The sequence below is a fragment of the Deinococcus marmoris DSM 12784 genome (assembly GCF_000701405.1).
Taxonomy (GTDB): domain Bacteria; phylum Deinococcota; class Deinococci; order Deinococcales; family Deinococcaceae; genus Deinococcus; species Deinococcus marmoris.
In genome coordinates, this window is the sequence record NZ_JNIV01000076.1 from 1 (window position 1) to 21,342 (window position 21,342).

The 21,342-nt window shown below is 62.1% G+C and carries 19 protein-coding genes and 2 pseudogenes; 8 read left to right on the forward strand and 13 right to left on the reverse strand.

Annotated features, from left to right (window positions below; all coding sequences use genetic code 11):
- From Q319_RS27290 to Q319_RS24725, 4 genes and pseudogenes are all read right to left on the reverse strand, one after another.
- Positions 1 to 327: pseudogene (locus Q319_RS27290) on the reverse strand (hypothetical protein); the annotation flags it as partial.
- 366 nt (positions 328 to 693) lie between these two features.
- Positions 694 to 918: a hypothetical protein gene (locus Q319_RS0116340; RefSeq protein WP_029483534.1), complete on the reverse strand. Its 225-nt coding sequence runs from the start codon at positions 916 to 918 to the stop codon at positions 694 to 696.
- Positions 915 to 2,885 (reverse strand): alpha-amylase family protein, encoded by a 1,971-nt coding sequence (locus Q319_RS0116345; protein ID WP_029483535.1) that lies wholly within the window; start codon positions 2,883 to 2,885, stop codon positions 915 to 917. Before Q319_RS0116345 ends, Q319_RS0116340 begins: the two co-directional genes overlap by 4 nt.
- A 114-nt stretch (positions 2,886 to 2,999) precedes the next feature.
- A complete protein-coding gene (locus tag Q319_RS24725; protein WP_029483536.1) occupies positions 3,000 to 3,275 on the reverse strand; it encodes a DUF2171 domain-containing protein in 276 nt (91 codons plus the stop codon).
- A 123-nt stretch (positions 3,276 to 3,398) separates the two neighbouring features.
- Between Q319_RS24725 and Q319_RS0116355 the strand changes: the two genes are divergently transcribed.
- Positions 3,399 to 4,049, forward strand: a complete 651-nt coding sequence (locus tag Q319_RS0116355) for a DNA-3-methyladenine glycosylase (protein ID WP_029483537.1) — start codon at positions 3,399 to 3,401, stop codon at positions 4,047 to 4,049.
- Here Q319_RS0116355 and meaB read toward each other — a convergent pair.
- The 3 genes from meaB to Q319_RS0116370 all read right to left on the reverse strand — a co-directional run bounded on the left by meaB (position 4,036) and on the right by Q319_RS0116370 (position 7,540).
- Complete coding sequence (meaB, locus tag Q319_RS0116360; protein ID WP_034415499.1) at positions 4,036 to 4,977, reverse strand: methylmalonyl Co-A mutase-associated GTPase MeaB; 942 nt, start codon at positions 4,975 to 4,977, stop codon at positions 4,036 to 4,038. The two genes, Q319_RS0116355 and meaB, sit on opposite strands and share 14 nt — an antisense overlap.
- 46 nt (positions 4,978 to 5,023) lie before the next feature.
- Positions 5,024 to 7,177, reverse strand: coding sequence for a methylmalonyl-CoA mutase (scpA, locus tag Q319_RS0116365; RefSeq protein ID WP_029483539.1), 2,154 nt, complete (start codon positions 7,175 to 7,177; stop codon positions 5,024 to 5,026).
- A 108-nt stretch (positions 7,178 to 7,285) separates the two neighbouring features.
- Positions 7,286 to 7,540 carry a hypothetical protein gene (locus tag Q319_RS0116370; RefSeq protein ID WP_034415509.1) on the reverse strand — a complete coding sequence of 85 codons (255 nt, stop codon included), beginning with the start codon at positions 7,538 to 7,540 and terminating at the stop codon, positions 7,286 to 7,288.
- Between the two features lie 132 nt (positions 7,541 to 7,672).
- On the opposite strand from Q319_RS0116370, the gene Q319_RS0116375 reads away from it, so the two are divergent.
- A complete protein-coding gene (locus Q319_RS0116375) occupies positions 7,673 to 7,927 on the forward strand; it encodes a hypothetical protein (protein ID WP_029483541.1) in 255 nt (84 codons plus the stop codon).
- A gap of 11 nt (positions 7,928 to 7,938) precedes the next feature.
- Here Q319_RS0116375 and csaB read toward each other — a convergent pair whose 3' ends face one another.
- Entirely contained in the window at positions 7,939 to 8,913 is a 975-nt protein-coding gene (gene csaB / locus Q319_RS0116380) for a polysaccharide pyruvyl transferase CsaB (RefSeq protein ID WP_029483542.1), read from the reverse strand.
- Positions 8,910 to 10,784 (reverse strand): DUF5693 family protein, encoded by a 1,875-nt coding sequence (locus tag Q319_RS0116385; protein WP_245619304.1) that lies wholly within the window; start codon positions 10,782 to 10,784, stop codon positions 8,910 to 8,912. Before Q319_RS0116385 ends, csaB begins: the two co-directional genes overlap by 4 nt.
- A 248-nt stretch (positions 10,785 to 11,032) precedes the next feature.
- On the opposite strand from Q319_RS0116385, the gene miaB reads away from it, so the two are divergent.
- On the forward strand, positions 11,033 to 12,412 hold the full coding sequence (gene miaB, locus Q319_RS0116390; protein WP_029483544.1) for a tRNA (N6-isopentenyl adenosine(37)-C2)-methylthiotransferase MiaB: 1,380 nt from the start codon (positions 11,033 to 11,035) through the stop codon (positions 12,410 to 12,412).
- Between the two features lie 147 nt (positions 12,413 to 12,559).
- Here the strand turns inward: miaB and Q319_RS0116395 are convergent, their stop codons facing one another.
- Entirely contained in the window at positions 12,560 to 13,033 is a 474-nt protein-coding gene (locus Q319_RS0116395; RefSeq protein ID WP_029483545.1) for a hypothetical protein, read from the reverse strand.
- A 418-nt stretch (positions 13,034 to 13,451) separates the two neighbouring features.
- Here Q319_RS0116395 and Q319_RS0116405 point away from each other — a divergent pair, with 418 nt between their 5' ends.
- From Q319_RS0116405 to Q319_RS0116425, 5 genes are all read left to right on the forward strand, one after another.
- Entirely contained in the window at positions 13,452 to 15,182 is a 1,731-nt protein-coding gene (locus Q319_RS0116405; RefSeq protein ID WP_029483547.1) for an ABC transporter substrate-binding protein, read from the forward strand.
- Positions 15,183 to 15,387: 205 nt separating this feature from the next.
- A complete protein-coding gene (locus tag Q319_RS0116410; RefSeq protein ID WP_029483548.1) occupies positions 15,388 to 16,410 on the forward strand; it encodes an ABC transporter permease in 1,023 nt (340 codons plus the stop codon).
- Between the two features lie 31 nt (positions 16,411 to 16,441).
- The gene (locus Q319_RS0116415; RefSeq protein ID WP_029483549.1) at positions 16,442 to 17,470 is read left to right on the forward strand and encodes an ABC transporter permease; all 1,029 of its coding nucleotides are present in this window, start codon (positions 16,442 to 16,444) and stop codon (positions 17,468 to 17,470) included.
- 108 nt (positions 17,471 to 17,578) lie between these two features.
- Positions 17,579 to 18,130 (forward strand): Uma2 family endonuclease, encoded by a 552-nt coding sequence (locus tag Q319_RS0116420; RefSeq protein WP_029483550.1) that lies wholly within the window; start codon positions 17,579 to 17,581, stop codon positions 18,128 to 18,130.
- Between the two features lie 38 nt (positions 18,131 to 18,168).
- On the forward strand, positions 18,169 to 18,753 hold the full coding sequence (locus Q319_RS0116425; protein ID WP_029483551.1) for a Uma2 family endonuclease: 585 nt from the start codon (positions 18,169 to 18,171) through the stop codon (positions 18,751 to 18,753).
- Between the two features lie 7 nt (positions 18,754 to 18,760).
- On the opposite strand, the gene Q319_RS0116430 is transcribed toward Q319_RS0116425, so the two are convergent.
- The 3 genes and pseudogenes from Q319_RS0116430 to Q319_RS28330 form a co-directional block, all read right to left on the reverse strand.
- Positions 18,761 to 19,132 (reverse strand): endonuclease domain-containing protein, encoded by a 372-nt coding sequence (locus tag Q319_RS0116430; RefSeq protein ID WP_029483552.1) that lies wholly within the window; start codon positions 19,130 to 19,132, stop codon positions 18,761 to 18,763.
- 257 nt (positions 19,133 to 19,389) lie between these two features.
- Entirely contained in the window at positions 19,390 to 21,096 is a 1,707-nt protein-coding gene (locus Q319_RS26355) for an NACHT domain-containing protein (protein WP_081846103.1), read from the reverse strand.
- Positions 21,036 to 21,342: pseudogene (locus Q319_RS28330) on the reverse strand (hypothetical protein); the annotation flags it as partial. The gene Q319_RS26355 and the pseudogene Q319_RS28330, both read right to left, overlap by 61 nt.

Genomic DNA, 21,342 nt, shown 5'->3' on the forward strand with positions numbered 1-21,342 from the left:
CAAGAGGGTGTGGATTTCGGGAACAGTGCGGTGGAACGCGAAGCGTTCCTGACCGATGAAAGCCAGGACGTCGAAGCCATATTCGCTGTACGGCAGCGCCAAACGGCCTTCTGCTTCTGGACGAAGTGGCTTACGGAACCACGGGCATACTTCATGTTGACAGCGGCGGATTTTGAGGACATACCTCACCTGTTCCTGCATCCCGATGAGCGAACGGCTGTTCTGGTAGTCAAGTGGGGCAAACTCGCCACAGATCGGGCAGACCGGAGCCAATCGGTGCAGCGCTTCTTCTCGGTCTGGTGCGTGACGGCGATATTGACGGGCCATAATGATCAGATTCTAGCAAGCTGATTTTGCCACCGTGGAAAAAAAGACTTCTGCTGCGTCTATCCTCCCAAATCCTCTTTTTAATTCGCTCACTCCGTTCGATCAAAAGTAAACAGCTCTTTTGACAAATGCTTTAAGCGTGGCAGCGCGGCCCTGGAATTCCTGAGACAGCGCCACCACGCCCTCAGTACGCATTCCATGAGTTTCGTCAACAAACCGGAAGGGAGGGGCACTTCGTTCACTCCACACCCGGAAGTCATCCTGCTCCTACTCGAGTCCGCTCGGATTAAACCGTTCCCGCAAACGATCTGATCGGGTTTTGGCATCACCTGAAGTTCTGCCCTGACGGCGCTGGTTTCCCCCACCCTACCGCCCCTTCCCGGCCCCCGATCTGCGAATGGCGTCCAGCAATTTGCCCACGGCCTGCGCCACGTTTCCGGCCTCGCGGCGCACTTCGGGGTCACGGGAAAAGCGGATCAGGCGTTCAGAAGCGTCGCGCACGGCGCGCAGCAGGGCCTCGGTGGGAACGCTGGTGCGTCCTGGCCTCTTGCCCGAAGTCCCGCTTCCGGGCGGCGTTTTGGGATCGGTCATGCGTTCACCTCTGGCGCAGTCAACCACAACGCGCGGTAGGGGTCCAGGGTCACCGTGGGCCGGGTCAGGTGAAAGGCGCTGCGGCTCAGGGCGTCGTGGGCGTCGTCTCCCAGGTGGCCGCGCAGCACGTAGGCGGGCAGCACCACGCGTTCCTCGCTGAAATTGTAGACCTCCAGCAAAGCGCCCAGCGGATGATCCCGGCGCAACATCAGCACGCGCGGATCGGGGCTGGCGATCACGCGGCTCTCGATGGAGGCGTGCAGATGCGGCAGCCCTTTGCGGACAGCGATGCGCCAGCGCAACCCAGCATTGACCTGCCCGGCGGGGGTGTCGGGGTGGTCCCGGACCTCCTGCGCCAGCGCCCAGTCCATGCGCGGGCGGTGGACCCAGCGGTTGTCGGCGGCGTGTTCGAGGGTGTCGGCGTACCCGTCGTCGTTGGTCAGGGCCAGTTCGTCGCCCATGTACAGCAGAGGCACCCCGCCGAAGCCCAGGATGACCGTGTGCAGCAGCAGCAGCCGTCCCACCGCCAGTCGGATCAGGGCCTCATCCCCGCCCTCCAGCGCCGTTTCCAGCCCGGCCAGACTGGCCGCCGAGCCGCTGATGCGCCGGTCCCCGGTGGCCGGATTGAACTGGAAGACCAGCCCCCGCGCAAAGCTACCGGGAAACTCGCCGCTGTAGAAGTCGCTCAGGAAAGCGCGGTGGCCCGGCCCACTGATGCCCACACGCGCCGCGTCGGTGTCGCTGATGGCCCAGCCGATATCGTCGTGGCAGCGCACGTACATTCCCCAGGTGGTGTTCGTGGGCTTGGGAGCAAAGGCCCGCAGCGCCTCTTCCATCAGGCGGGTGTCGCGGCTGGCGAGGCTGCTCCACAACTGCACCATCAGGCTGTTGTGGTAGGCCATGTCGCTGACCCTGCCGTGGTGCGTGCCCGTTCCCAGGTAGTGGATCAGGTCGCCCGGCCCCACGATGGCCTCGGCCTTGAAGGCCACCGCCGGGGCCACGATGCGCGCCGCCGCACGCAGGGCGCGGGTCAGGTGATGCACTTCCGGCTGGTTCTGGCTGTCGGTGCCCAGCCGCTTCCACATGAAGGCGATGGCGTCCAGCCGGAAGACCTCCACTCCCCGGTTCGCCAGATTCAGGATGATGTCCACGAATTCGGCCAGCACGTCGGGATTGCCCCAGTTCAGGTCCCACTGGTAGGTGTTGAAGGTGGTCCAGACCCAGCCGCCCGTGCCGCCCTCGCCCGCGTGCCCCTCTCCCAATTCAGGGTCCCAGGTGAAGTTGCCGGGGGCAAAGTCGGGGAAAACCTCGGGCAATGTGGCCTCGTAGGCGTCTGGCAACACCCGGTCTGCGAACAGGTGGAAGTAGTCGCGGTACCGGTCCTCGCCCGCACGAGCTTTCTCGGCCCACTCGTGTTCACGGGCCACATGGTTGAGGACCAGATCGAGAACCAGGCTGATGCCCCGGCCCCGCAGATCACGCGCCAGTGCCGACAGGTCGTCCATCGTGCCCAGGTCCGGGCGCACCGAGCGGTAATCGGCCACCGCGTAGCCGCCGTCATTCTGGCCCTCGCGCGGGCGCAGCAGCGGCATCAGGTGCAGGTAGGTGACGCCCAGCGTGTCCAGATACTCCACATGTTCCTGCACGCCGCGCAGGGTTCCGGCGAAGCGGTCCGCGTAGGCCACGTAGCCCACCATATTCGGCGATTGCAGCCAGTCCGGCGACAGCAGCCGGGCCTCGTCCAGCCGCCTCAGATCGGCGGGGCGGGTGTGGTAGGCGTGCAGCATGATCTCCAGCAGGCGTTCCAGCAGACCGTCGGCGCGCTCCAGATACACGGCGCGCAGGCTGTCCAGCAGTTCGGGGCCGTATCGCTCCAGCCGCAGGAAAAAGGTCTCGGCGTCCCGGTCGTCGTCGAAGGCCAGCCGCAGCCGCTGGGCCTGTTCCGTGGTCAATAGCGAGGATGGCATCATTGCCTGTCAGCATACGGTCTGGTTGGAAGTGTTTCCAATACCGGAGCCAAAAGTCTGACGGCATGAAAAAAGGCGGCAGATCAACTCCGCCGCCCACTCTTAAAACTGGGGTTACTTCATGGCCTCTTCGCGGGTGATGTTCAGGTAGACGGCCACGTCGTCCATGCTTTCCACCTGGGTCAGCGCGACGTAATGGTGCTGTCCGTCGCTGCTATCGTTCCTGGTCAGCTTGACCCTGTCGCCGTCCAGATGGTCCACGGTGCCCACATGCTCACCATTGACGTCCTTGACCTGAAGGTGTTCGCCGCCCTGATCCACACGCTCTCTGAGGTTCCTGGCGATGCGCTCGGTGATCTGGCCTCCGTTCGTCTTCTCATTCTGTGTCATGTCTTCAGGCTAGGCCCGGCAGACGGCCCCCAGAGTGGTAGGGGCATTAGGGAACGTTGAGAGATGGCCAATTGCGTAAGCCCGCTGGCAGAGGCTACCGCGCCCCTCCCCTACTCTGCGGCCATGTTGTTGGACGCGCCAGATACGGACCACGCCCACGCCCTAACCCCCAACTTCTTCGCGGGCGATCCGGTGAAGGTGGCCCGCGAACTGATCGGCGCGGCACTGGTGCGTGTGCTGCCAGATGGCACAGTGCTGGCCGCCCGCATCGTGGAGACCGAGGGCTACGATTGCCCGCGCGATCCCAGTTGCCATGTGGTTGCCCGGCTGCCCGGCGCGGCGGCGGCAATGGGCGGCGAACCGGGCCGCGTGTACTTCCATTCCGCCTATAAACAGGCGCTGCTGAACATCACCTGTCGGCCCGTGGGCGTGCAGGCGTCCATCCTGATCCGCGCCGTACAGCCGCTGCTGGGCGAGGACCGGATGCGAGAACTCCGCCCCGTTAAACGCCCGATTGACCTGAGCAACGGCCCCGCCAAACTGGTCACGGCGCTGGGGCTGACTGGGGAATTGAAGGGTCAGCCGATTGATGGTCCCGCCTTCTACATCGTGCCGGGTGAGGCGCTGCCGGATTCGGAAGTCGAGATCACCTCGCGCGTGGGCCTGCGCCGGGGCGCGGAGTTGCCCTGGCGGTTTCTGATTCGGGGCAACCCGTGGGTATCGCCGGGAAAACCAAGCGCAGCCGCGACGGAAACGGGCCTCAGTCAGCCGTGAGCGCGGCCACACCCTGAATTGCCGTCAGTCTGCCCGCTTCCACATCGGCACGCAGACTCTGGAGCTTTCGCGGGTCCAATCCACTTCGGAACACTCGCCACGCAGTCTCACGCAGCAATTCATCAAACCACTGGGCGGTTTGGGTGCGGCGTCTAACTTCCAGATTGACCTCCTGCACGTATTCCAGCACCACGTTCCACACTTCCGGCACGCCCTCACCCGTCAAGGCAGAGGCACGCAGGGAGCGGGGCCGCCAGGGGGCATCGTGTGGGGTCAGCAGGTTCAGGGCGGCGCGCAACTCGGTCTGGGCGCGGATTGCTGCTTTCGGATCGCTGTCGGCCTTGTTCACCACGCACACGTCGGCCAGTTCCATGATGCCGCGCTTGATGCCCTGCAACTCATCCCCGGCGTTGGGCAGCGTGAGCAGCACGAACAGATCGGTCATGGCGGCCACCTGCGTCTCGCTCTGGCCCACGCCCACGGTTTCCACCAGCACCACGTCGTAACCCGCCGCCTCGCACAGCGTGATGGCCTCGCGGGTGCGCCGCGCCACGCCGCCCAGATTTCCGCTGGCCGGGCTGGGACGGATGTAGGCGTTAGGGTGAACGGTCAGCCGGGGCATACGCGTCTTGTCGCCCATGATGCTGCCCCCCGTGCGGGCGCTGCTGGGGTCCACGGCCAGCACGGCGACTTTGTGACCCGCATCGGCCAGATGAATGCCCAGCGCCTCAATGAAAGTGGATTTGCCCACCCCCGGCACCCCGGTCAGCCCCACCCGGATGGACTGCCCGGCGTGCGGCGCGACTTCCGACAGCAAAGCCTGTGCTTCGGCCTCGTGATCGGCGCGCGTGGACTCGCTGAGGGTGATGGCGCGGGCCAGCGCGCGGCGACTGCCGGACAGGAGAGGGGCGGCTAGTGGGTGGGCCATAGGATTGGGATGGAAGAGTCGGACAGGAGGGGGGCGAGGGCGGGCTTCAAACCGCTTGCCCGTTCCGCTCGTTCAACAGCCGCAGAACCTCCCGCGCACTGGTCAGAATCGGCGTTCCAGGGCCGAAGATGCCCGCCACGCCCGCCGCCCGCAGCGCCGCGTAATCCTGCTGGGGAATCACGCCGCCCGCGATCACCAGAATATCTCCTGCCTCCTGCTCCCTGAGTGCGGCGATCAACTGCGGAATCAGCGTCTTGTGCCCCGCCGCCTGGGAACTGACGCCGATCACATGCACGTCGTTTTCCACCGCCTGCCGCGCGGCCTCGTCGGGGGTCTGGAACAGCGGTCCCACATCCACATCGAAGCCCAGATCGGCGAATCCGGTGGCAATGACCTTCGCGCCCCGGTCATGGCCGTCTTGGCCCATCTTGACCACCAGCATGCGCGGGCGGCGGCCCTCGGCCTCGGCAAAGGCTTCGATGTCGCCCTGCAACGCGGCGAAGCCCTCGTCCCCGGCGTAACCCTGGGCGTACACGCCGCTGAGGGTGCGGACCTCGGCGCTGTGGCGGCCCCAGACCCGCTCCAGCGCATCCGACACTTCGCCCACCGTGCAGCGGGCGCGCATGGCCTCCACCGACAGGGCCAGCAGGTTGCCGTCTCCGTTGCGGGCGGCGTTTTCCAGCGCGTCCAGACACACCTTGACCGCCTCCGGGTCACGCTCGGCCTTGACCCGGTTCAGCCGGGCAATCTGGGATTCGCGCACGGCGTCGTTGTCGATGTCCAGCAACTCCACGGGCGTCTGCTCCTGAAGGCGGTACTTGTTGACGCCCACGATCACGTCCTCGCCCCGGTCAATGCGGGCCTGTTTGCGGGCCGCACTTTCCTCAATGCGGAGCTTGGGAATCCCGGCCTCAATGGCCTTCGCCATACCGCCCAGTTCTTCCACCTCGTGCATCAGCTCACGCGCCTTCTCGGCCAGATCGTAGGTCAGGCGTTCCATCAGATATGAGCCGCCCCAGGGGTCCACCACGTCGGGAATCCCAGTTTCTTCCTGAATCAGCAACTGGGTATTGCGGGCAATCCGGGCCGAGAACTCGGTGGGCAGGCCAATCGCCTCGTCAAAGGCGTTGGTGTGCAGGCTCTGGGTGCCGCCAAAGACCGCCGCCATCGCCTCAACGGCAGTCCGCACGACGTTGTTGTACGGGTCTTGCTCGGTCAGGGACCAGCCGGAGGTCTGGCAGTGGGTTCGCAACGCGCGGCTCATCGGGTTTTTGGGACCAAAGCCCGCCATGATCTCGTCCCACAGCAGGCGGGCGGCGCGCAGCTTGGCAACCTCGGTATAGAAGTTCATGCCGATGGCGAAGAAGAACGACAGGCGCGGGGCGAAGGCGTCCACGTCCAGCCCCTTCTTCAGCGCGGCCCGCACGTATTCCAGGCCGTCTGCCAGGGTGTAGGCCAGCTCCAGCGCGGCGTTTGCCCCGGCCTCCTGCAAGTGGTAGCCGCTGATGGAGATGGAATTAAAGCGCGGCATCTTCTCGGCGGTGTAGGCGATGATGTCCGCGACGATCCGCATGGACGGCTCCGGCGGGTAGATGTAGGTGTTGCGGACCATGAACTCTTTGAGAATGTCGTTCTGGATGGTCCCCGAGAGCTGGTCCAGCCCCGCCCCGCCCTCCTGCCCGGCCACGATGTATCCGGCCAGAATCGGCAGCACCGCGCCGTTCATGGTCATGGACACCGACATCTGGTCCAGCGGAATGCCGTCGAACAGCAGTTTCATGTCCTCCACGCTGTCGATGGCGACTCCGGCCTTGCCCACGTCACCCACCACGCGCGGGTGATCGGAGTCGTAGCCCCGGTGCGTCGCCAGGTCAAAGGCCACAGACAGGCCCTTTTGCCCGGCGGCCAGATTGCGGCGGTAGAAGGCGTTGCTGGCCTCGGCGGTGGAAAAGCCCGCGTACTGCCGGATGGTCCAGGGGCGGGCGGCGTACATGGTGGCGCGGGGGCCGCGCGTGTAGGGAGAAAGTCCGGGCAGGGTGTCGGCCCCGCCGTCTTCAGGCAGATCGGCGCGGGTGTAGAGCGCTTTCAGAATCAGGCCCTCGGGCGTCGTGCGGTTCAGCGTTTCTGGCTCCGCGCCCTTCAGGTCCTTGCGGGCCAGCGCCTTCCAGGCGTCCAGCTTGGGTGTGTGTTGATCGCTCATGCGCTGTGGCCTCCGTGTGGGGCCATGATGCCACGCGCGGGCCTAACGGGCGTTAGGAAGAGACTGAGAAAAGAGATCAAGAGAAAAGCGGGGCAAAGAGAGATTGCCTCAACTTTCCCCGGCCACTGCCCGCGCCAGCGCTTCCTCGATGCCCCGCCCACGCCAGCCGGTTTCCAGGAATTGCACCTCTTCCCCGTCCCACCGCAGGTACGCGCCAATCACGGCTCCCCCTGCGATGGCAAGAGCGGCGGTATCGAGACTGTCCAGCGGGGCATCTGGACACAGGCGGGCGGCGGCGGCGCGCAGGGCCGGGGCCAGCGGCAGCGGCGGGCGGGTGACACGGATACGGGCAGGCAGGCTCACGCCCACAGGGTACACAGCCACCTGGAGGGGGTGGAGGGGTGTGAATTTTTTCGCTGTCCGGCAGGTCACTTTGAATAGAATGCGCCCGATGACCGACAGACCACAGGACAGCCACTTGAGAACGCAGCACTGATGCGCGCCCTGGCCTGGATTCTGACCGTGGTCCTGATCGCCTTCGTGCTGGGACTGGCGACGCTGACCCTGGGGGCTTTCGCATCGCTGGGGTCCGGCGCGCCGCTGTGGCTGCGTTCGGTGGGCAGCCTGGAACATGCCCTGAGCGCTCAACTCGGCCTGGGCACCCTGACCAATTTTGCGCGTGCCCTGGGGCTGGCCGTGCTGACCAGCGCACTGGCGGGACTGGCGGCCTACATCAAACCGAGGGTTTAAAACCCTGATCCCTAATTCAGCGCCCGGCTGAAGCTGTGAGAGGCGCGCAGTTTCATGTCCTCGATGGCATTCCAGTCGGGAGTAACGCGGCGAACCGCCTCCTCCACCAGCGTCGGGGAAACCGGGGGCAGCGGATGGCTGGGTGCGCCCGCATCGGTGCAGAAGCCCTGGACCTTGGGATCGTAGGCGATACCGGAAAACGGTGTTCCGGCGGCGGCGGCCAGAATCAGGGCGTGCAGGCGCACGCCGATCACGTAACCGCTGCGGGCGATGGTGTCCAGCGCGGTCTGCGGATCGCGGGTGCTGACCACATGGTTTGCCCCCAGGGCGTGCGCCGCCGCGTCGTCGTGGTCCGGCATGAAGCTCAGGGCCGTGACGTGCCGCCCAGCGCGGCGAAGCTGCACCGTGACCTGTTGCAGGGATTCCAGCGCCTCCTTCACGTCGCCGCGCGGAGCGATGATCACGCTTTGCAGGTCACGGTTTAGATCTGGCGTGGGCGACAGCAGCAGGGCCGGATCACCGCCCAGTTCGCCCTTCAGGCCCAGCCCTTCCAGGGTTTCCAGGCTGCCTGCGTCTCGCACGATGATCCGCAGGCCCGCCAGCGCGGCGGCCACCCTGCGCCCGCCTTCCGGCGACAGGGGACCAACGCTCTGGTTGAAGATCACCACGCGCTTGCCCATCATTCGGGCCAGCCGGACCACGCCCAGGTAATAGCTCAGGGTACGGGCGCTGGTCTTGTCCTGAAGCAGACCGCCGCCCCCGCTGAGCAGCACGCTGGAACGGGCCACCGCCGAGAGCAGCGGCAGGGGTTTCATGCGCGCCGCCGCCTCGCTGCCGTAAGTCTGGGCCGATTCCTGCGGCGTATTGGAGAGCAGCAGCGGAGTCAGGCCACGCTTCTTGACCTCACGGGTGATCGCCAGCGCAATGGCCTCGTCGCCCGTGTTGCCAAAACCGTAATAGCCGCTGACGGCCACGCGGCGGCTCACGCCTGCCCCCTGGAACCGGCAGCGGCGCGCGGCGCACCATAGGTTTTCCACAGTCCCATGCCATATCTCAGCGCCCAGATGGCGACGCCGCCCAGCAACAGGCCCAGGCCCAGTCCGATGAACACGCGGGCCGCGCTGATCAGCAGCGGCGTGTGAAAGTGCGAGAAGGTGTTCAGGATGCTGGACTGCCCCACCACCCCGGCCAGGATCAGCAGGCCGCTGAAGTAGCCGGGCAGGGTGCCGCTGAGGCCCAGCAACGCCAGCGGGTGCGTGGCGATCTCCTTGAAACGTGGGCGGATGATCGAGTCCTGCACCTCGCGCCGCAACGACGCCTCGAAGTTGCTGGCCGAACCGCCCGTGGCATTGCCGCGCCTCTCATAGACCAGGGACAGCAACACAAAACCCAGCGCCATCACGGCCACGTCGCCCAGCCGGATCGGGGCGGCGTAAATATCGGCAGCCGTCTTGCGGATGTCCTGGCGCGGCAGGAAACTCAGGCCCACCAGGATCAGCGGCAGCAGCAGCGTCAAGCCCACGCCCCGGAAGGGTTCCAGGCCCAGCGTGCTTTCGCGGCTGGCCCCCAGCGCGGACACGAACAGCACGCCCACCAGCGACAGGCCGGTCGCCAGAAACCAGTCGGTGACCTTCGAGCGTCGCAGCACCAGTCCCAGCGCCGGAAAGGCCACGGCGGACAGCAGCGCCGCACTCTCGAAGGGCTGCAACAGATTGAGGCCAAAGGCCAGCACCGTGACGCCCGCAACGGCGATCACCCCCAGACGCGCGAGTGGGAAGCTCAGGCCCAGCAGCAGCAGCGCGGCCAGCGGACCGACCATACTCAGCGCCTTCAGCAGCGGGCTGGGCGCGAAGATGCCCACCTGCGGCGTGTCCAGCTTCACGCCGGAGCGCCCCAGCAGTTCCTGGGTGCGGCCCAGCATGGCCTCGGTCTCGTTGACGGTGGGGTAGGGGCGCAGGTACAGCAGCCGCATGCCGCGCTCGCGGGCGGCCAGGTTGTACTTGCTGGCCACGTCCAGCGGCTCCAGTTTGTTCTGGTAGCTGGGGGCCAGCGCGAACAGACGCACCCCGCCGTGCGTTTCCACCAGTTCGGCCAGCCCCTCCTGAATGTTGCCCTCGATGATCGCCGGAAGCCGCTGGCCCAGCGCCTTATCCACCTGCGCCAGCAGTTCGGGGGTACGTGAACCGATGACCTCGTCGCCGGTAAAGGCGATGAACGGCACGTCCGGCCAGTCCGCACCCACCTTCGCGGTGGGAATTGCGGCGTCCTGGTAGGGGCGGTAGACCAGCACCAGCCCCTGCTTTTTGAAGTCGTTCACCGCTGCCGTATCCGGCCCGGCAGGCAGGAAGCGCGGGTCAGAGGGCCACTCGACCCAGCTCTGGCCCCCGATCTGGACTTCGCGGGTGGGAATGGTGTAGCGGTTCCGCAGTTCCTCGGCGATGGCCGGGGTCGAGGCGCGCATGTACACCGCGTTGGTCCTGATTCCCTGCCCCGGAAAGTCCGCCGCCAGATCGGAGCCGTTTTTCAGGTATACCTCGCCGCGCTGTTCCAGGCTGGCAATGGTGTCCTCGTACAGTGCCAGACCGTTGACCCCCAACGCCTTGTACTTATCCAGCAGCGCCTGCGGCTCCAGGCCATAGCGGCGGGCCTGGATCACCAGCGCCGGGTAATCCATGACCAGCGCCGCCGTCTTCTGGGCCTGTTCGTACTGCACGCGTCCGAAGGTCAGCAGCAGCGCCGGAATCAGCGCCAGCGCGATCAAGGCCAGCAGCAGTGGCGTCCAGGGATGGCGGGTGGCGGGCGGCAGCAATGCGGGCGAGATGGGGTGGGGCAGTGGGGCGCGGGTCGGGTCGGTCACGTATACATCCTAACGGCGAAGGCGGGGCGAGGGAGATGAAGCGGGCAAAAATCGGGGCATCCTAACGCCTGCGCCCGTAAGGCACGTCAGCCGAAGGGTGCAGGGACTGTTGTTTCCCAGTCGGTACTCCAGTCGGCACCCGCAGCCTGGAAATGGCCACCACGCGCTACACTCTGGCGTCGCGCCCGCCTGGGGTGCAGAGAAAGGCCGCAGAATCCATCTGTCAGGCCGAGAGGAGAACTGAAAACATGAAGGCACACATGATCACCTACGGGTGTCAGATGAATGAATACGACTCGCACCTGGTCCAGTCGCAACTGGTCAGCTTCGGCGCGGATCTGGTGGACAGCATCGACGAGGCCGATTTCGTGCTGGTCAACACCTGCGCGGTGCGCGGCAAGCCGGTGGACAAGGTCCGCAGCCTGCTGGGGCAACTCCGCAAGGTCAAATCCCAGCGCCCCCTGGTGGTGGGCATGATGGGCTGCCTCGCCCAGTTGGAAGAGGGTCAGCAGATGGCCCGCAAGTTTGAAGTGGACGTGCTGCTGGGACCAGGGAGTCTGCTGGACATCGGCGCGGCGCTGGAGAGCAACGGGCGCTTCTGGGGCCTGCAATTCAAGGACGAGCTGCACGAACACATTCCGCCCTCCCCGCAGGGCAAGTTGCAGGCGCACCTGACCATCATGCGCGGCTGCGATCACCACTGCACCTACTGCATCGTGCCCACCACGCGCGGCCCACAGGTCAGTCGCTCGCCGGACGACATCCTGCGCGAGCTGGACCTGCAACTGGCGGCAGGGGTGCAGGAAGTCACGCTGCTGGGCCAGAACGTCAATGCTTACGGTGTGGACGGCGGCGCGAGGCTGGCCGGCTACCCCTCGTTTGCTGACCTGCTGCGACTGGTGGGTAAGAGTGGCGTGCGCCGCATCAAATTCACCACCAGCCACCCGATGAACTTCACCGAGGACGTGGCCGCCGCGATGGCCGAAACGCCCGCCGTCTGCGATTTCGTGCATCTGCCGGTGCAGAGCGGAAGCAGCCGCGTGCTGCGCCGCATGGCCCGCGAATACAGCCGTGAGACGTACCTGGGCCACATCGCCGCCATTAAAAAGCACCTGCCGAACGTGGTCCTCGCCACCGACATCATCGTGGGCTTTCCCGGCGAGACCGAGGAAGACTTTCAGGAGACGCTGAGCCTGTACGACGAGGTGGGCTACGACAGCGCCTACATGTTCATCTACTCGCCGCGCCCCGGCACGCCCAGCTACAAGCACTTCGAGGACCTGCCGCGCGAGCTGAAGACCGAACGCCTGCAACGATTGATCGTGAAGCAGAAGGAATGGAGCAAGCTGCGCAACGCCACGAAAGTCGGCACCGTGCAGGAAGTCCTGCTGCGCGGCGACGCCCACAGCGAGGGCTTTCTGGAAGGTCACACGCGCGGCAACCACCCCACCGTGGTGCCCAGGGCAATCGGCGCAGACGGCGCGGGCGTGTATCCGGTGCTGATCGGCCACAGCACCCCACACATGCTTTACGGCCAGATCGTGGGCGCGGACGGGCAGCCGCTCCCGGAAATCCCCCGGCTGGAACCGCAGGCAGCGGCGCTGAGCAGTCCGTTGCAGATGGCGTAGAGGAAAGAGACCCCTCACCCCCAACCCCTCTCCCCTACAGAGAGGGGCTTTTTGCTGCCCGTTCTGAATGGGCGGGAACGCTGAATCCCTTGCGCTGTTGACCCTCTCCGCAGGGGAGAGGGTGCCGCGCCAGCGGCGGGTGAGGGGTTACCGAATATCCACCTGAAACGCCGGAACCTTGACCTGAATGGTGCGGAAGCCGTCGGCCCCGGTGCCGTCGGAGGCCAGCTTGACGTTGACGCTGGCCTGGGCTTCCAGGGTGCGGATACCCGTTTCCTGCGGGAATTCCACCACGGCCTGAATACGCTCGCCAATGTTCCACGGCGCGGGCGGCAGGTACGAGGCCACGCACACCTGGAATTGCCCGTACTTCAGGTCCGGCTGCCCGGTCTTGCCCATGTCCAGCACGCTGAGACTGAAAGGCCGGGGGCAATCGTTTTTCAGCAGCAGATCATGCGGGCCGAGATTGACCAGCGTAACGGTCAGCAGCCGTCCGTTGACGCTGACACCGGAGCCGATCTGGGTCTGTGGCAGGGTGACGCGCGGGGCGCATGAGGTGGCGGCCAGCGCCAGACCCGCCAGGAGAAAACGCGGAGACAACAAGGGGAAGAGACGCGACATGGCCCCCAGGGTAACAGTCCGCTTCTGAGAAGGTGCGTGGAGCGGCTGTTCCGGGCCTGTCCTGTGGCGGGAAAACGGACAGGAGGGCTGCACTGATCCAGATACGTCCATGTGCGGATACCAGAAAGAGTCGAGTGAAGCCGGTGTATGGTGCCAGTCCATCTTCCACACAATTGCGGGCTGGATTTCCCCCTCCTGGCACGGACCTTTCTTCCTCCTGGCACGGGCACAGCGCGCCTGCGCCCCGCACCTTCAGCAGATGCTGGCCCAGTTCACACTAAGCCGGATGACCTACGCTATGATGCGCGCGTTCAAACACTAGACAGGTGACAGGCCGGGCCGTTTCGCGCTTTGCGTTCCTGGTATCAGCACAGCCGTATCGGTCCACCCTACCCGTCAACCCCTTTCAGGAGGCTCCATGAAGAAAACCGCGAAAAAGTTTGCCGTCCTCAGCTCACTGCTCCTCGTTTCTGCCGCGCTGGCCGCGTCCCCCGCCGATACGCTGGTCATCCAGTCGGCTGGCGACGTGCCGACGATGGACCCCGGCGTCACCTACGACACCTCGTCCTCGGCCATCGTGGACAACATCTACGAAACGCTGATCACCTATGACGGGGCCAGCCTGACCAAACTCATCCCCCTGCTGGGCACCAAGTGGACCCCCAGCAACAGCGGCAAGACCTACACCTTCGACCTGCGCAAGAACGTCAAGTTCCACAGCGGCGCAACCATGACCTGCAATGACGCCGAGTACACCTTCGAGCGCAACCTGGTGACCAACAGCGGCGCGAGCGGCAACTGGTTTATCGCCGAGCCTCTGACCGGCACCCAGAGCAACGCCGCCGACGACAAGACCGTCACCTGGGCCAAGATCGACAAGTCCGTGGAGTGCAACAGCGCCGGGCAGCTCGTCTTCACGCTGGCCGCCGTCGATCCTGCCTTCCTGTCCAAACTGGCTTACACCGGCATGGCCATCGTCGAAAAAGCCTACAGCGCCAAGATTGGCGAGTGGGACGGCACCGAAGCCACCTGGAAGACTTGGATCGGCAAGGACCTGACCGGCAGCGAACTGAGCAAGAAGCCCAGCGGAACCGGCCCTTACAAGCTGGTGCGCGCCGACGCCAACAACCACCTGCTCCAGGCCTTCGACGGCTACTGGGGCGAGAAGCCCAGCATCAAGAACGTGATCCGTCAGAAGGTGCCGGAACTGGCCGCCCGTCAGCAGGCGCTGCTGCGCGGTGACGCCGACCTGATCGAAGGTGCGGGCCGCGCCGTGGACGAGGCACAGATCAAGGGCAAGCCCGGCGTGACCTGGGTGGACGACCTGCCCAACACCACCGCCACGGCCATCTTCATGAACGAGAAGATCGGCGGCAAGGGCAGCAGCCTGCTGGGCAGCGGCAAGCTGGACGGCAAGGGCATCCCCCCGAACTTCTTCAGTGACGTCAACGTGCGCCGGGGCTTCTCCTACGCCTTCGACTACCAGGGCTACATCAAAGACGTGCAGAAGGGCAAGGGCATGCAGCGCACCGTGCTGATGCCCGACAGCTTCCCCGGCTACGACTCCAAGGTCAAGAAGTACACCTTCGACGCCGCCAAGGCCACCCAGTACTTCAAGACGGCCTGGGGCGGTCAGCTCTGGAAGAACGGCTTCGTGCTGACGGCCAACTACCGCGCCAACACCCCTGCCTCGCAGACCGCGATGGAAATCCTCAAGAAGAACATCGAAGCCATCAACCCCAAGTTCCGCGTGAACATCCAGTCCAAGCAGTGGTCCGAAATGCTGGCCGACTCCCGCAAGGGTGAGGAAGCCATGATCCTGATCGGCTGGGCACCGGACTACGCCGACGCGGACAACTTCATGTACACCTTCTACGCCAGCGACGGCTACTACAGCCCACGCGCCAACTGGAAGGACGCCAGCGTGGACAAGTGGCTCAAGCAGGCCCGCAGCACCATCAACGCCGCAGAGCGTAACCGCCTGTACAGCCTGGTGGGCAACCGCGCCTACGAGCAGGCCCCGTACATCCTGGTTCCTGCACCTGTGGCCTACCAGTTCCACAGCAGCCGCGTGACCGGTGAGGGGCTGACCAAGGCCACCTTCAACCCCATGACCTCGCTGTACTGGAAGGGACTGACCAAGAAGTAAACGCCAGACGGGCAAAACCGTTGGAGCGTGGTGAGAGCGGGCGGGGCAGCCAGAATGAAGGTTGCCCCCCCGCTTCCCCTTTGCCCCCCCGTTATGTAAACTGCGTCCCTCAGATGCAAAGACCACATTCACGGCCTCTCACAGCGGTTTTTGACCCTGGTTTCAGAGCGAAGACCCCCTCTCTCCCGCAACCAACGAGGCCCCCATGCTGAATTTCACTCTTCGACGGCTGGTTCAGATTCCCCTGGTCATGCTGATCCTCTCGGTCATCGTGATCGGCCTGACCCAACTGCTCACCCCTGAACAGCGCGCCGCGCCGTACATCCGCAGCGAGCAACAGGCCGCCCGCCTGGAGCAGATCATCGACGAACGTGGTCTGCGCGATCCCTTTCCCGTGCAGTACGGGCGCTGGTTTTCCAACGTCATCCAGGGCGACCTGGGCTATTCCAAGGCCAGCAACAAGGACGTAACTGCCACCATCGCCGAACGCCTGCCCAACACCATCGAACTGGCGCTGGTCACGGCGGTCCCCATCCTGCTGATCTCGATCTGGCTGGGCACGCTGAGTGCGCTGCACAAGGACAAATTGATCGATCAGATCCTGCGGGTGGTGGTGGTGTTCGGCTACAGCCTGCCCACATTTGTGCTGGGGATCGTCCTGCTGGCGGTCTTCTACGCGTATCTGGGCTGGCTGCCCGGCGCGGGGCAACTGGACATCATCAACCAGTTCGCGGTGGGCGACCTGACACGATACACCGGCATGATGACCGTGGACGCCGCGCTGAACGGGCGCTGGGACATCGCCTGGGACGCGCTGCGGCATATGATCCTGCCCGCCGTGACACTGCTGGTCGTGCTGAGCGCCAATCTGGTCAAGGTGATGCGCAACAGCATGCTGGAAGTGCTGACCAGCGATTACGTCCGCACCGCCCGCGCCAAGGGGCTGTCCTCCAAGGTGGTCAACGGCAAACACGCCCGCCGCAATGCGCTGCTGCCCATCGTGACCCTGGGCGGCTTTCTGGTGATCGGATTGCTGGGCGGCTCGATCATCACCGAGACCATCTTTGCCTACCCCGGCATCGGGCAGTGGTTCGTGCAGGCCGCGCTGCAACTGGACATCGCCGGAGTCATGGGCTTTACCCTGCTCTCGGCGCTGCTGGTGGTCATCATGAGTACGGCGGTAGACCTGCTGTACGGCGTTCTCGACCCCCGCGTGAGGTTCTTCTGATGCCCCGCCTCAATCCTGTCAGGAGGACCACATGACCACCACTTCCTCTGCCCCCATCGCCATCGAGAAACGCGGCGCTTTTCAGATGTTCTGGACCGGCCCGGCCATGCGCAAGATGCGGCGCAACCCGCTGGCCATCGGCGGTCTGATCATCACGCTGCTGTTCGCCCTGATGGCGCTGTTCGCGCCGCTGGTGGCCAAACCCACCGGCAACTGCCTGCGCGACCTGGGCATGACCACCCAGAATCAGGTGTACAACCCGCTGGGCGCGCCGTTCTGGAAAGCCGTGTTCACGCCCCCGCCCAGTTGCTACAAGATCCAGCGCCTCAGCTTCGCGCAGGAACCCGCGCCGCCCAATTCGATTCCTGGGGCCACCGCACCGTTCGGCACCGTCAACGGCTACAACATCTTTTACGGTCTGGTCTGGGGCACGCGCACCGCCCTGAAAATGGCCTTTACCATCGTGGGCATCACCCTGGTGATCGGCGTGATGCTGGGGGCCATCAGCGGCTTTTACGGCGGCTGGATCGACAACCTGATCCAGCGGCTCATCGACGTGCTGTTTTCCATGCCGGGCCTGGTCCTCACGGTGGTGATCCTGACCATTCTGCGGGCCAAGAATCCGGGAGGTGACCCGACGTGGCCGATCATCTTCGCGTATTCGGTGGCAGGCTGGGCCGGGTACGCCCGCGTGATCCGGGGCGACGTGCTCAAGACGCGCCAACTGGAATACGTGGACGCTGCCCGTGGCCTGGGCGCACGCGACATGCGAATGATCCTCAAGCACATCATTCCCAACAGCGTGACCACCGTGTTCACCATCTCGGTGCTGGACCTGGCCACCATTCCCCTGAGTGTCGCCGCCCTGAGCTTCCTGGGCCTGGGCTTCGAGCCGGGGTATTCTGAATGGGGCCAACTGGTGGACTTTGCCCGCGCGTGGCTGAAGCCCGAGTACTGGTACGTGCTGGTCTTCCCCGCCGCCTTCATCATCATGTTCAGCCTGGCCTTCAACCTGTTTGGTGACGGCCTGCGCGACGCGCTGGACCCTAAGACAAGGTAAGTCCGGCCACTGGGGCGCGGCGTGTGGGAGCCATTCCCACCGCCGCGCTCTTTTGATGTCTTTGACGATGGCGTCTTGCGTATCTCAGGGCCGAAGTAGACTGTTCCCATGACCGAACCCGCCTACCAGACCATGACGGAAGAGGAATACCTGCGCTGGGACGGCCCACGGGACGCCAAATGGGAATTCGTGGACGGCTTTATCTATGCCCAGGCAGGAGCCAGCAGGCCGCACAACACCATTTCCACCAACATTCAACGGGTGTTTATTCCTGCGGCTGATGCGAGGAATTGCTCAACCTACGTCAGTGACCTCAAGGTTCGTATCTACCGGGATGGACGGCCCCGGTATTACCTGCCGGATGTCGTGGTGGTCTGTCATTCAGGGTCAGACGGTGAAATCGAAACCCAGCCCTGCCTGATCGTCGAAATTCTGAGTGCCAGCACCCGCGCGGTGGACGAGACCTTCAAGGCCAGCGACTATCAGCGGCTGGAGAGCTTGCAGGGCTATCTGCTGGTGGACAGCGAGCGGAAGGGGGTCATGTTCCACCGCCGCACCGCGCAGGGCTGGCAACTGGAAGCGGTGGACGAGTCAGTGCAGTTGCCGTGTCTGGACGTGTCGCTGTCTGTGGATGCGATTTACCGGAATGTGCCGCTGTAATGCTGCTGGCTCACAGCAACGCGAAGTAAACTACCCCCATGACCAGTTCGGCCCTCCAGAAAATCAGCGAGGCAGATTACCTCCGCACGGAGGTACACAGTCCGTTCAAGCGTGAGTACGTTGACGGCCTCGTGTACGCCCTGCACGGCGAGGACACCCCGAACCCCCAGGCTGGAGCGTTGAGCAGGCACGGGCTGATCGGCACGAACCTAATTGCTGCCCTGCACCGTCCCGCGCTGCGCCAGGGGTGCAAAGTCTATGCCAGCGATATGCGCGTGCGAATCCAGGCCAGGGGCACGCGCTACTACTACCCTGACGCCGTACTGACCTGCGAGGACATGGCCGACGACGCCAGATATTGCAGCAGTCCGTGTTTTATCGTCGAGGTGCTGAGCCAGAGTACGCAGGTGGTAGACCGGGGTCAGAAGCTCTCCGAGTACACGGCTTTGCCCAGCCTTCAGGGGTATCTGATGGTGGACACCGCCACCCGCGCCGCCCGGCTGTACACCCGCGAGGGCGACGGCTGGAGCGAACAGTATGTCGAGGACGCTGGAACACTCCGGCTGCCCTGCGTGGACGTGGAAATGACGCTGGACGGGTTGTATGAGGGGACGAGCCTTTGACTCGGCTTTAAGACGGCGTGCTTCTGTAATCCCCACCACACGCCCCCACAATCCCCACGCACACCCCCGCAAAGTTCCCCTCCACCTCCGCATTCCCGTAACGCAGCACGCGCACCCCGGCCCCCACCAACACCCGCGAACGCTCGGCGTCGTATGCCTGCGCTTCTGCCGAATCATGCGATCTGCCGTCCAGTTCGATGCACAGCCGCAAAGAGGGCGCGTAGAAATCCAGCACGTAGCCCAAAAAGGGGACTTGACGGCGGAACTTGACCGTGTAGGTTCGCAGAAATTCAAACCACAATTTGCGCTCGGCGGGGGTCTGCCCGTTTCGCAGCTCCCGCGCTCTTGGGGCCAGTTTGCGGGTGTAGTTCTCGCGCATGGCCTTAGCTTATGCCGGGGATAACCCCTCAGTCGGCTTCGCCGCCAGCTCTCCTTAAAAGGGAGCCAAAAAGCGCTGGAAACGCCGTGTGGGTGGCGTCCCAAAGCCTCCCTTCTAAGGGGAGGTGGCCCGTAGGGCCGGACTCGCAGAGCTGCAAAGCAGAGGGGTTTACGCAGCTCCACCGCCCCAGCCCCACCGCCCAACCCCAGCCCCACCACGCCCAAGCACAGGCTTTGAGCTATCTAGAAATTTGAATTTCAACGATCCCAATCTACATCTATAGATGAATTAGGGTCTTCCTCAATAGATATCTCAGTTTGACCTATAAAATCCGTAATATCAAGTATATCTGAGCCGTTATCTATCTCAGAAATTAAAATATAATATTCATGTGAGAAAAATTCACAAATATAATATCTCCTATCAGACAAGAGGAGATCAATTAATTTTACAATATCTCCGTCAGTATGGATTTTAAGTTCTTTAATTTTCCCTTGAAACCATGATCGCTTTCTACATTCATTTATATATATAGTTGTATGGTCAAACTCAAATTCCCCTTTTATTTTAAATACTTCGCATGAGTTGCCTATGTATTCAGCTCCACTAGTCTTTTCAGAGTTACGTATGAGCCTAATGATATCTGCTTTATCTTTTGTCAAGTTTACTTGTAAAATCTCATGCCTAGACAACGCTTTGTAAGCTAGATTTGCAACCAAATCTACCACTCTAACTCTATCATCGGGTACTATTGTCGCTTTAGATGCAGACAATATAGTTGATATATATTCCAATTTACTATCCACACTAATCTTCTTGTCTTCGTGAATTATGTCAATTGCTCCGATAGCATTAGCTACTTCGCCCATAGCAAGTATGAATGTTTCCTTCCATTTTTCATCTCTCTTGACCTTCTCAATTAGTTCTTTAATCAGATTATTGTGTACATAATATCTAGCAGTCAAATATTCTTGAAAGGTCAAGTGAGAGAAACCATAAAGCCCGTGACCAGCCCTAACAATTAGACCATGATGGCTAAATATTTCATCTAGGAAATCCTTTACCGATGTGGCATCGATTTCATACTTGTCCAAAATTTCTTTTACTTTAGGCTGAATAGAACGCGACTCAGCATATCTCTCGTGAATTTCCATATAATAATTCGCGATCTCCGAGATTATTCTTATTTTCATCTCGTCATCTACGCCACTAAATTCACCCTTGCGACGGAAAAATCTTTCTGTATCCCACTCTCTTATCAATAAATCAATACACCGCCTATATATCGCAGCTCTCCGATTTGGTATCTCAAGATCTCTCGTGAATAAAATGCAAATTAAAGACAGAAGAAGAGGATTAGTGGTTATTTCATCTAAACCACTCTGAATGTTAATAATATTATCTAAAGATTGGGACTGATTGGATTTATTCTGTGACTCAAACCACTTATTGATATAACTCGTTCTCTCTTCATAACTAAAGTCTGCGATCTCAAAAATACTCAAAGAGGGTATAGTTCTATTGTTTCCAATTCTACTACTGACTATTAGCGGACATTTTGGATACTTACGCTGAATTTCCTTTATTCTATCAGATACTTTACCTTGTAATTCTAATGGAACTTCATCAAAAGCGTCAAGTAATATTGACACACGCCCGTTTTCTAATAACCAATGCATAACAGAGAAAAAATCACTATCACCATAAATAGAGCAGAAATATTGTTCTATGTCATATTCATCGCTTCCAAACTCACTATATCTACGTAACTCAACATACATTGGAAAAAATTCGGGGAGCCTTACTTCCGAGAGACGCTCATCTGCATTGATTGAAGATAAAGCGATGGCCCTTAACAACGTACTTTTCCCAGCACCAGGGTCACCTAAAATTATAACTGACCTTACGCGGCAGAGTTTTGAAAATTCTCGGATTGCTGCCTCAGCCTTTGTAATTCCTCGTATGAAGTTTTAAGAGCGGCGATATACATCTTTGTTCGCATCGCAAAGTGATTTTCCTTGCGGATGATTTTCAATTTTTCCAGCTTGATATGTCCGTAGAATGAACAGAGAATGTGTTTGATCTGACATGCAGGTGTACTGGCAGGCGACTTCCCAAGAGAGGCATTTTGCTTGAGTGATTTGTGAAATTCTTCTACGGGCCATCGTTTCTGATAGATCGCAAGGGTTTCATTTGCGGTCAGACTGCTG

What these genes read in the sequence shown, in the direction of transcription:
- Q319_RS0116340 (WP_029483534.1), bottom strand. Translation starts at nt 918, where the DNA reads ATGACCGATCCCAAAACGCCGCCCGGAAGCGGGACTTCGGGCAAGAGG.
- Q319_RS0116345 (WP_029483535.1), bottom strand. Translation starts at nt 2,885, where the DNA reads ATGCCATCCTCGCTATTGACCACGGAACAGGCCCAGCGGCTGCGGCTG.
- Q319_RS24725 (WP_029483536.1), bottom strand. Translation starts at nt 3,275, where the DNA reads ATGACACAGAATGAGAAGACGAACGGAGGCCAGATCACCGAGCGCATC.
- Q319_RS0116355 (WP_029483537.1), top strand. Translation starts at nt 3,399, where the DNA reads ATGTTGTTGGACGCGCCAGATACGGACCACGCCCACGCCCTAACCCCC.
- meaB (WP_034415499.1), bottom strand. Translation starts at nt 4,977, where the DNA reads ATGGCCCACCCACTAGCCGCCCCTCTCCTGTCCGGCAGTCGCCGCGCG.
- scpA (WP_029483539.1), bottom strand. Translation starts at nt 7,177, where the DNA reads ATGAGCGATCAACACACACCCAAGCTGGACGCCTGGAAGGCGCTGGCC.
- Q319_RS0116375 (WP_029483541.1), top strand. Translation starts at nt 7,673, where the DNA reads ATGCGCGCCCTGGCCTGGATTCTGACCGTGGTCCTGATCGCCTTCGTG.
- miaB (WP_029483544.1), top strand. Translation starts at nt 11,033, where the DNA reads ATGAAGGCACACATGATCACCTACGGGTGTCAGATGAATGAATACGAC.
- Q319_RS0116395 (WP_029483545.1), bottom strand. Translation starts at nt 13,033, where the DNA reads ATGTCGCGTCTCTTCCCCTTGTTGTCTCCGCGTTTTCTCCTGGCGGGT.
- Q319_RS0116405 (WP_029483547.1), top strand. Translation starts at nt 13,452, where the DNA reads ATGAAGAAAACCGCGAAAAAGTTTGCCGTCCTCAGCTCACTGCTCCTC.
- Q319_RS0116410 (WP_029483548.1), top strand. Translation starts at nt 15,388, where the DNA reads ATGCTGAATTTCACTCTTCGACGGCTGGTTCAGATTCCCCTGGTCATG.
- Q319_RS0116415 (WP_029483549.1), top strand. Translation starts at nt 16,442, where the DNA reads ATGACCACCACTTCCTCTGCCCCCATCGCCATCGAGAAACGCGGCGCT.
- Q319_RS0116420 (WP_029483550.1), top strand. Translation starts at nt 17,579, where the DNA reads ATGACCGAACCCGCCTACCAGACCATGACGGAAGAGGAATACCTGCGC.
- Q319_RS0116425 (WP_029483551.1), top strand. Translation starts at nt 18,169, where the DNA reads ATGACCAGTTCGGCCCTCCAGAAAATCAGCGAGGCAGATTACCTCCGC.
- Q319_RS0116430 (WP_029483552.1), bottom strand. Translation starts at nt 19,132, where the DNA reads ATGCGCGAGAACTACACCCGCAAACTGGCCCCAAGAGCGCGGGAGCTG.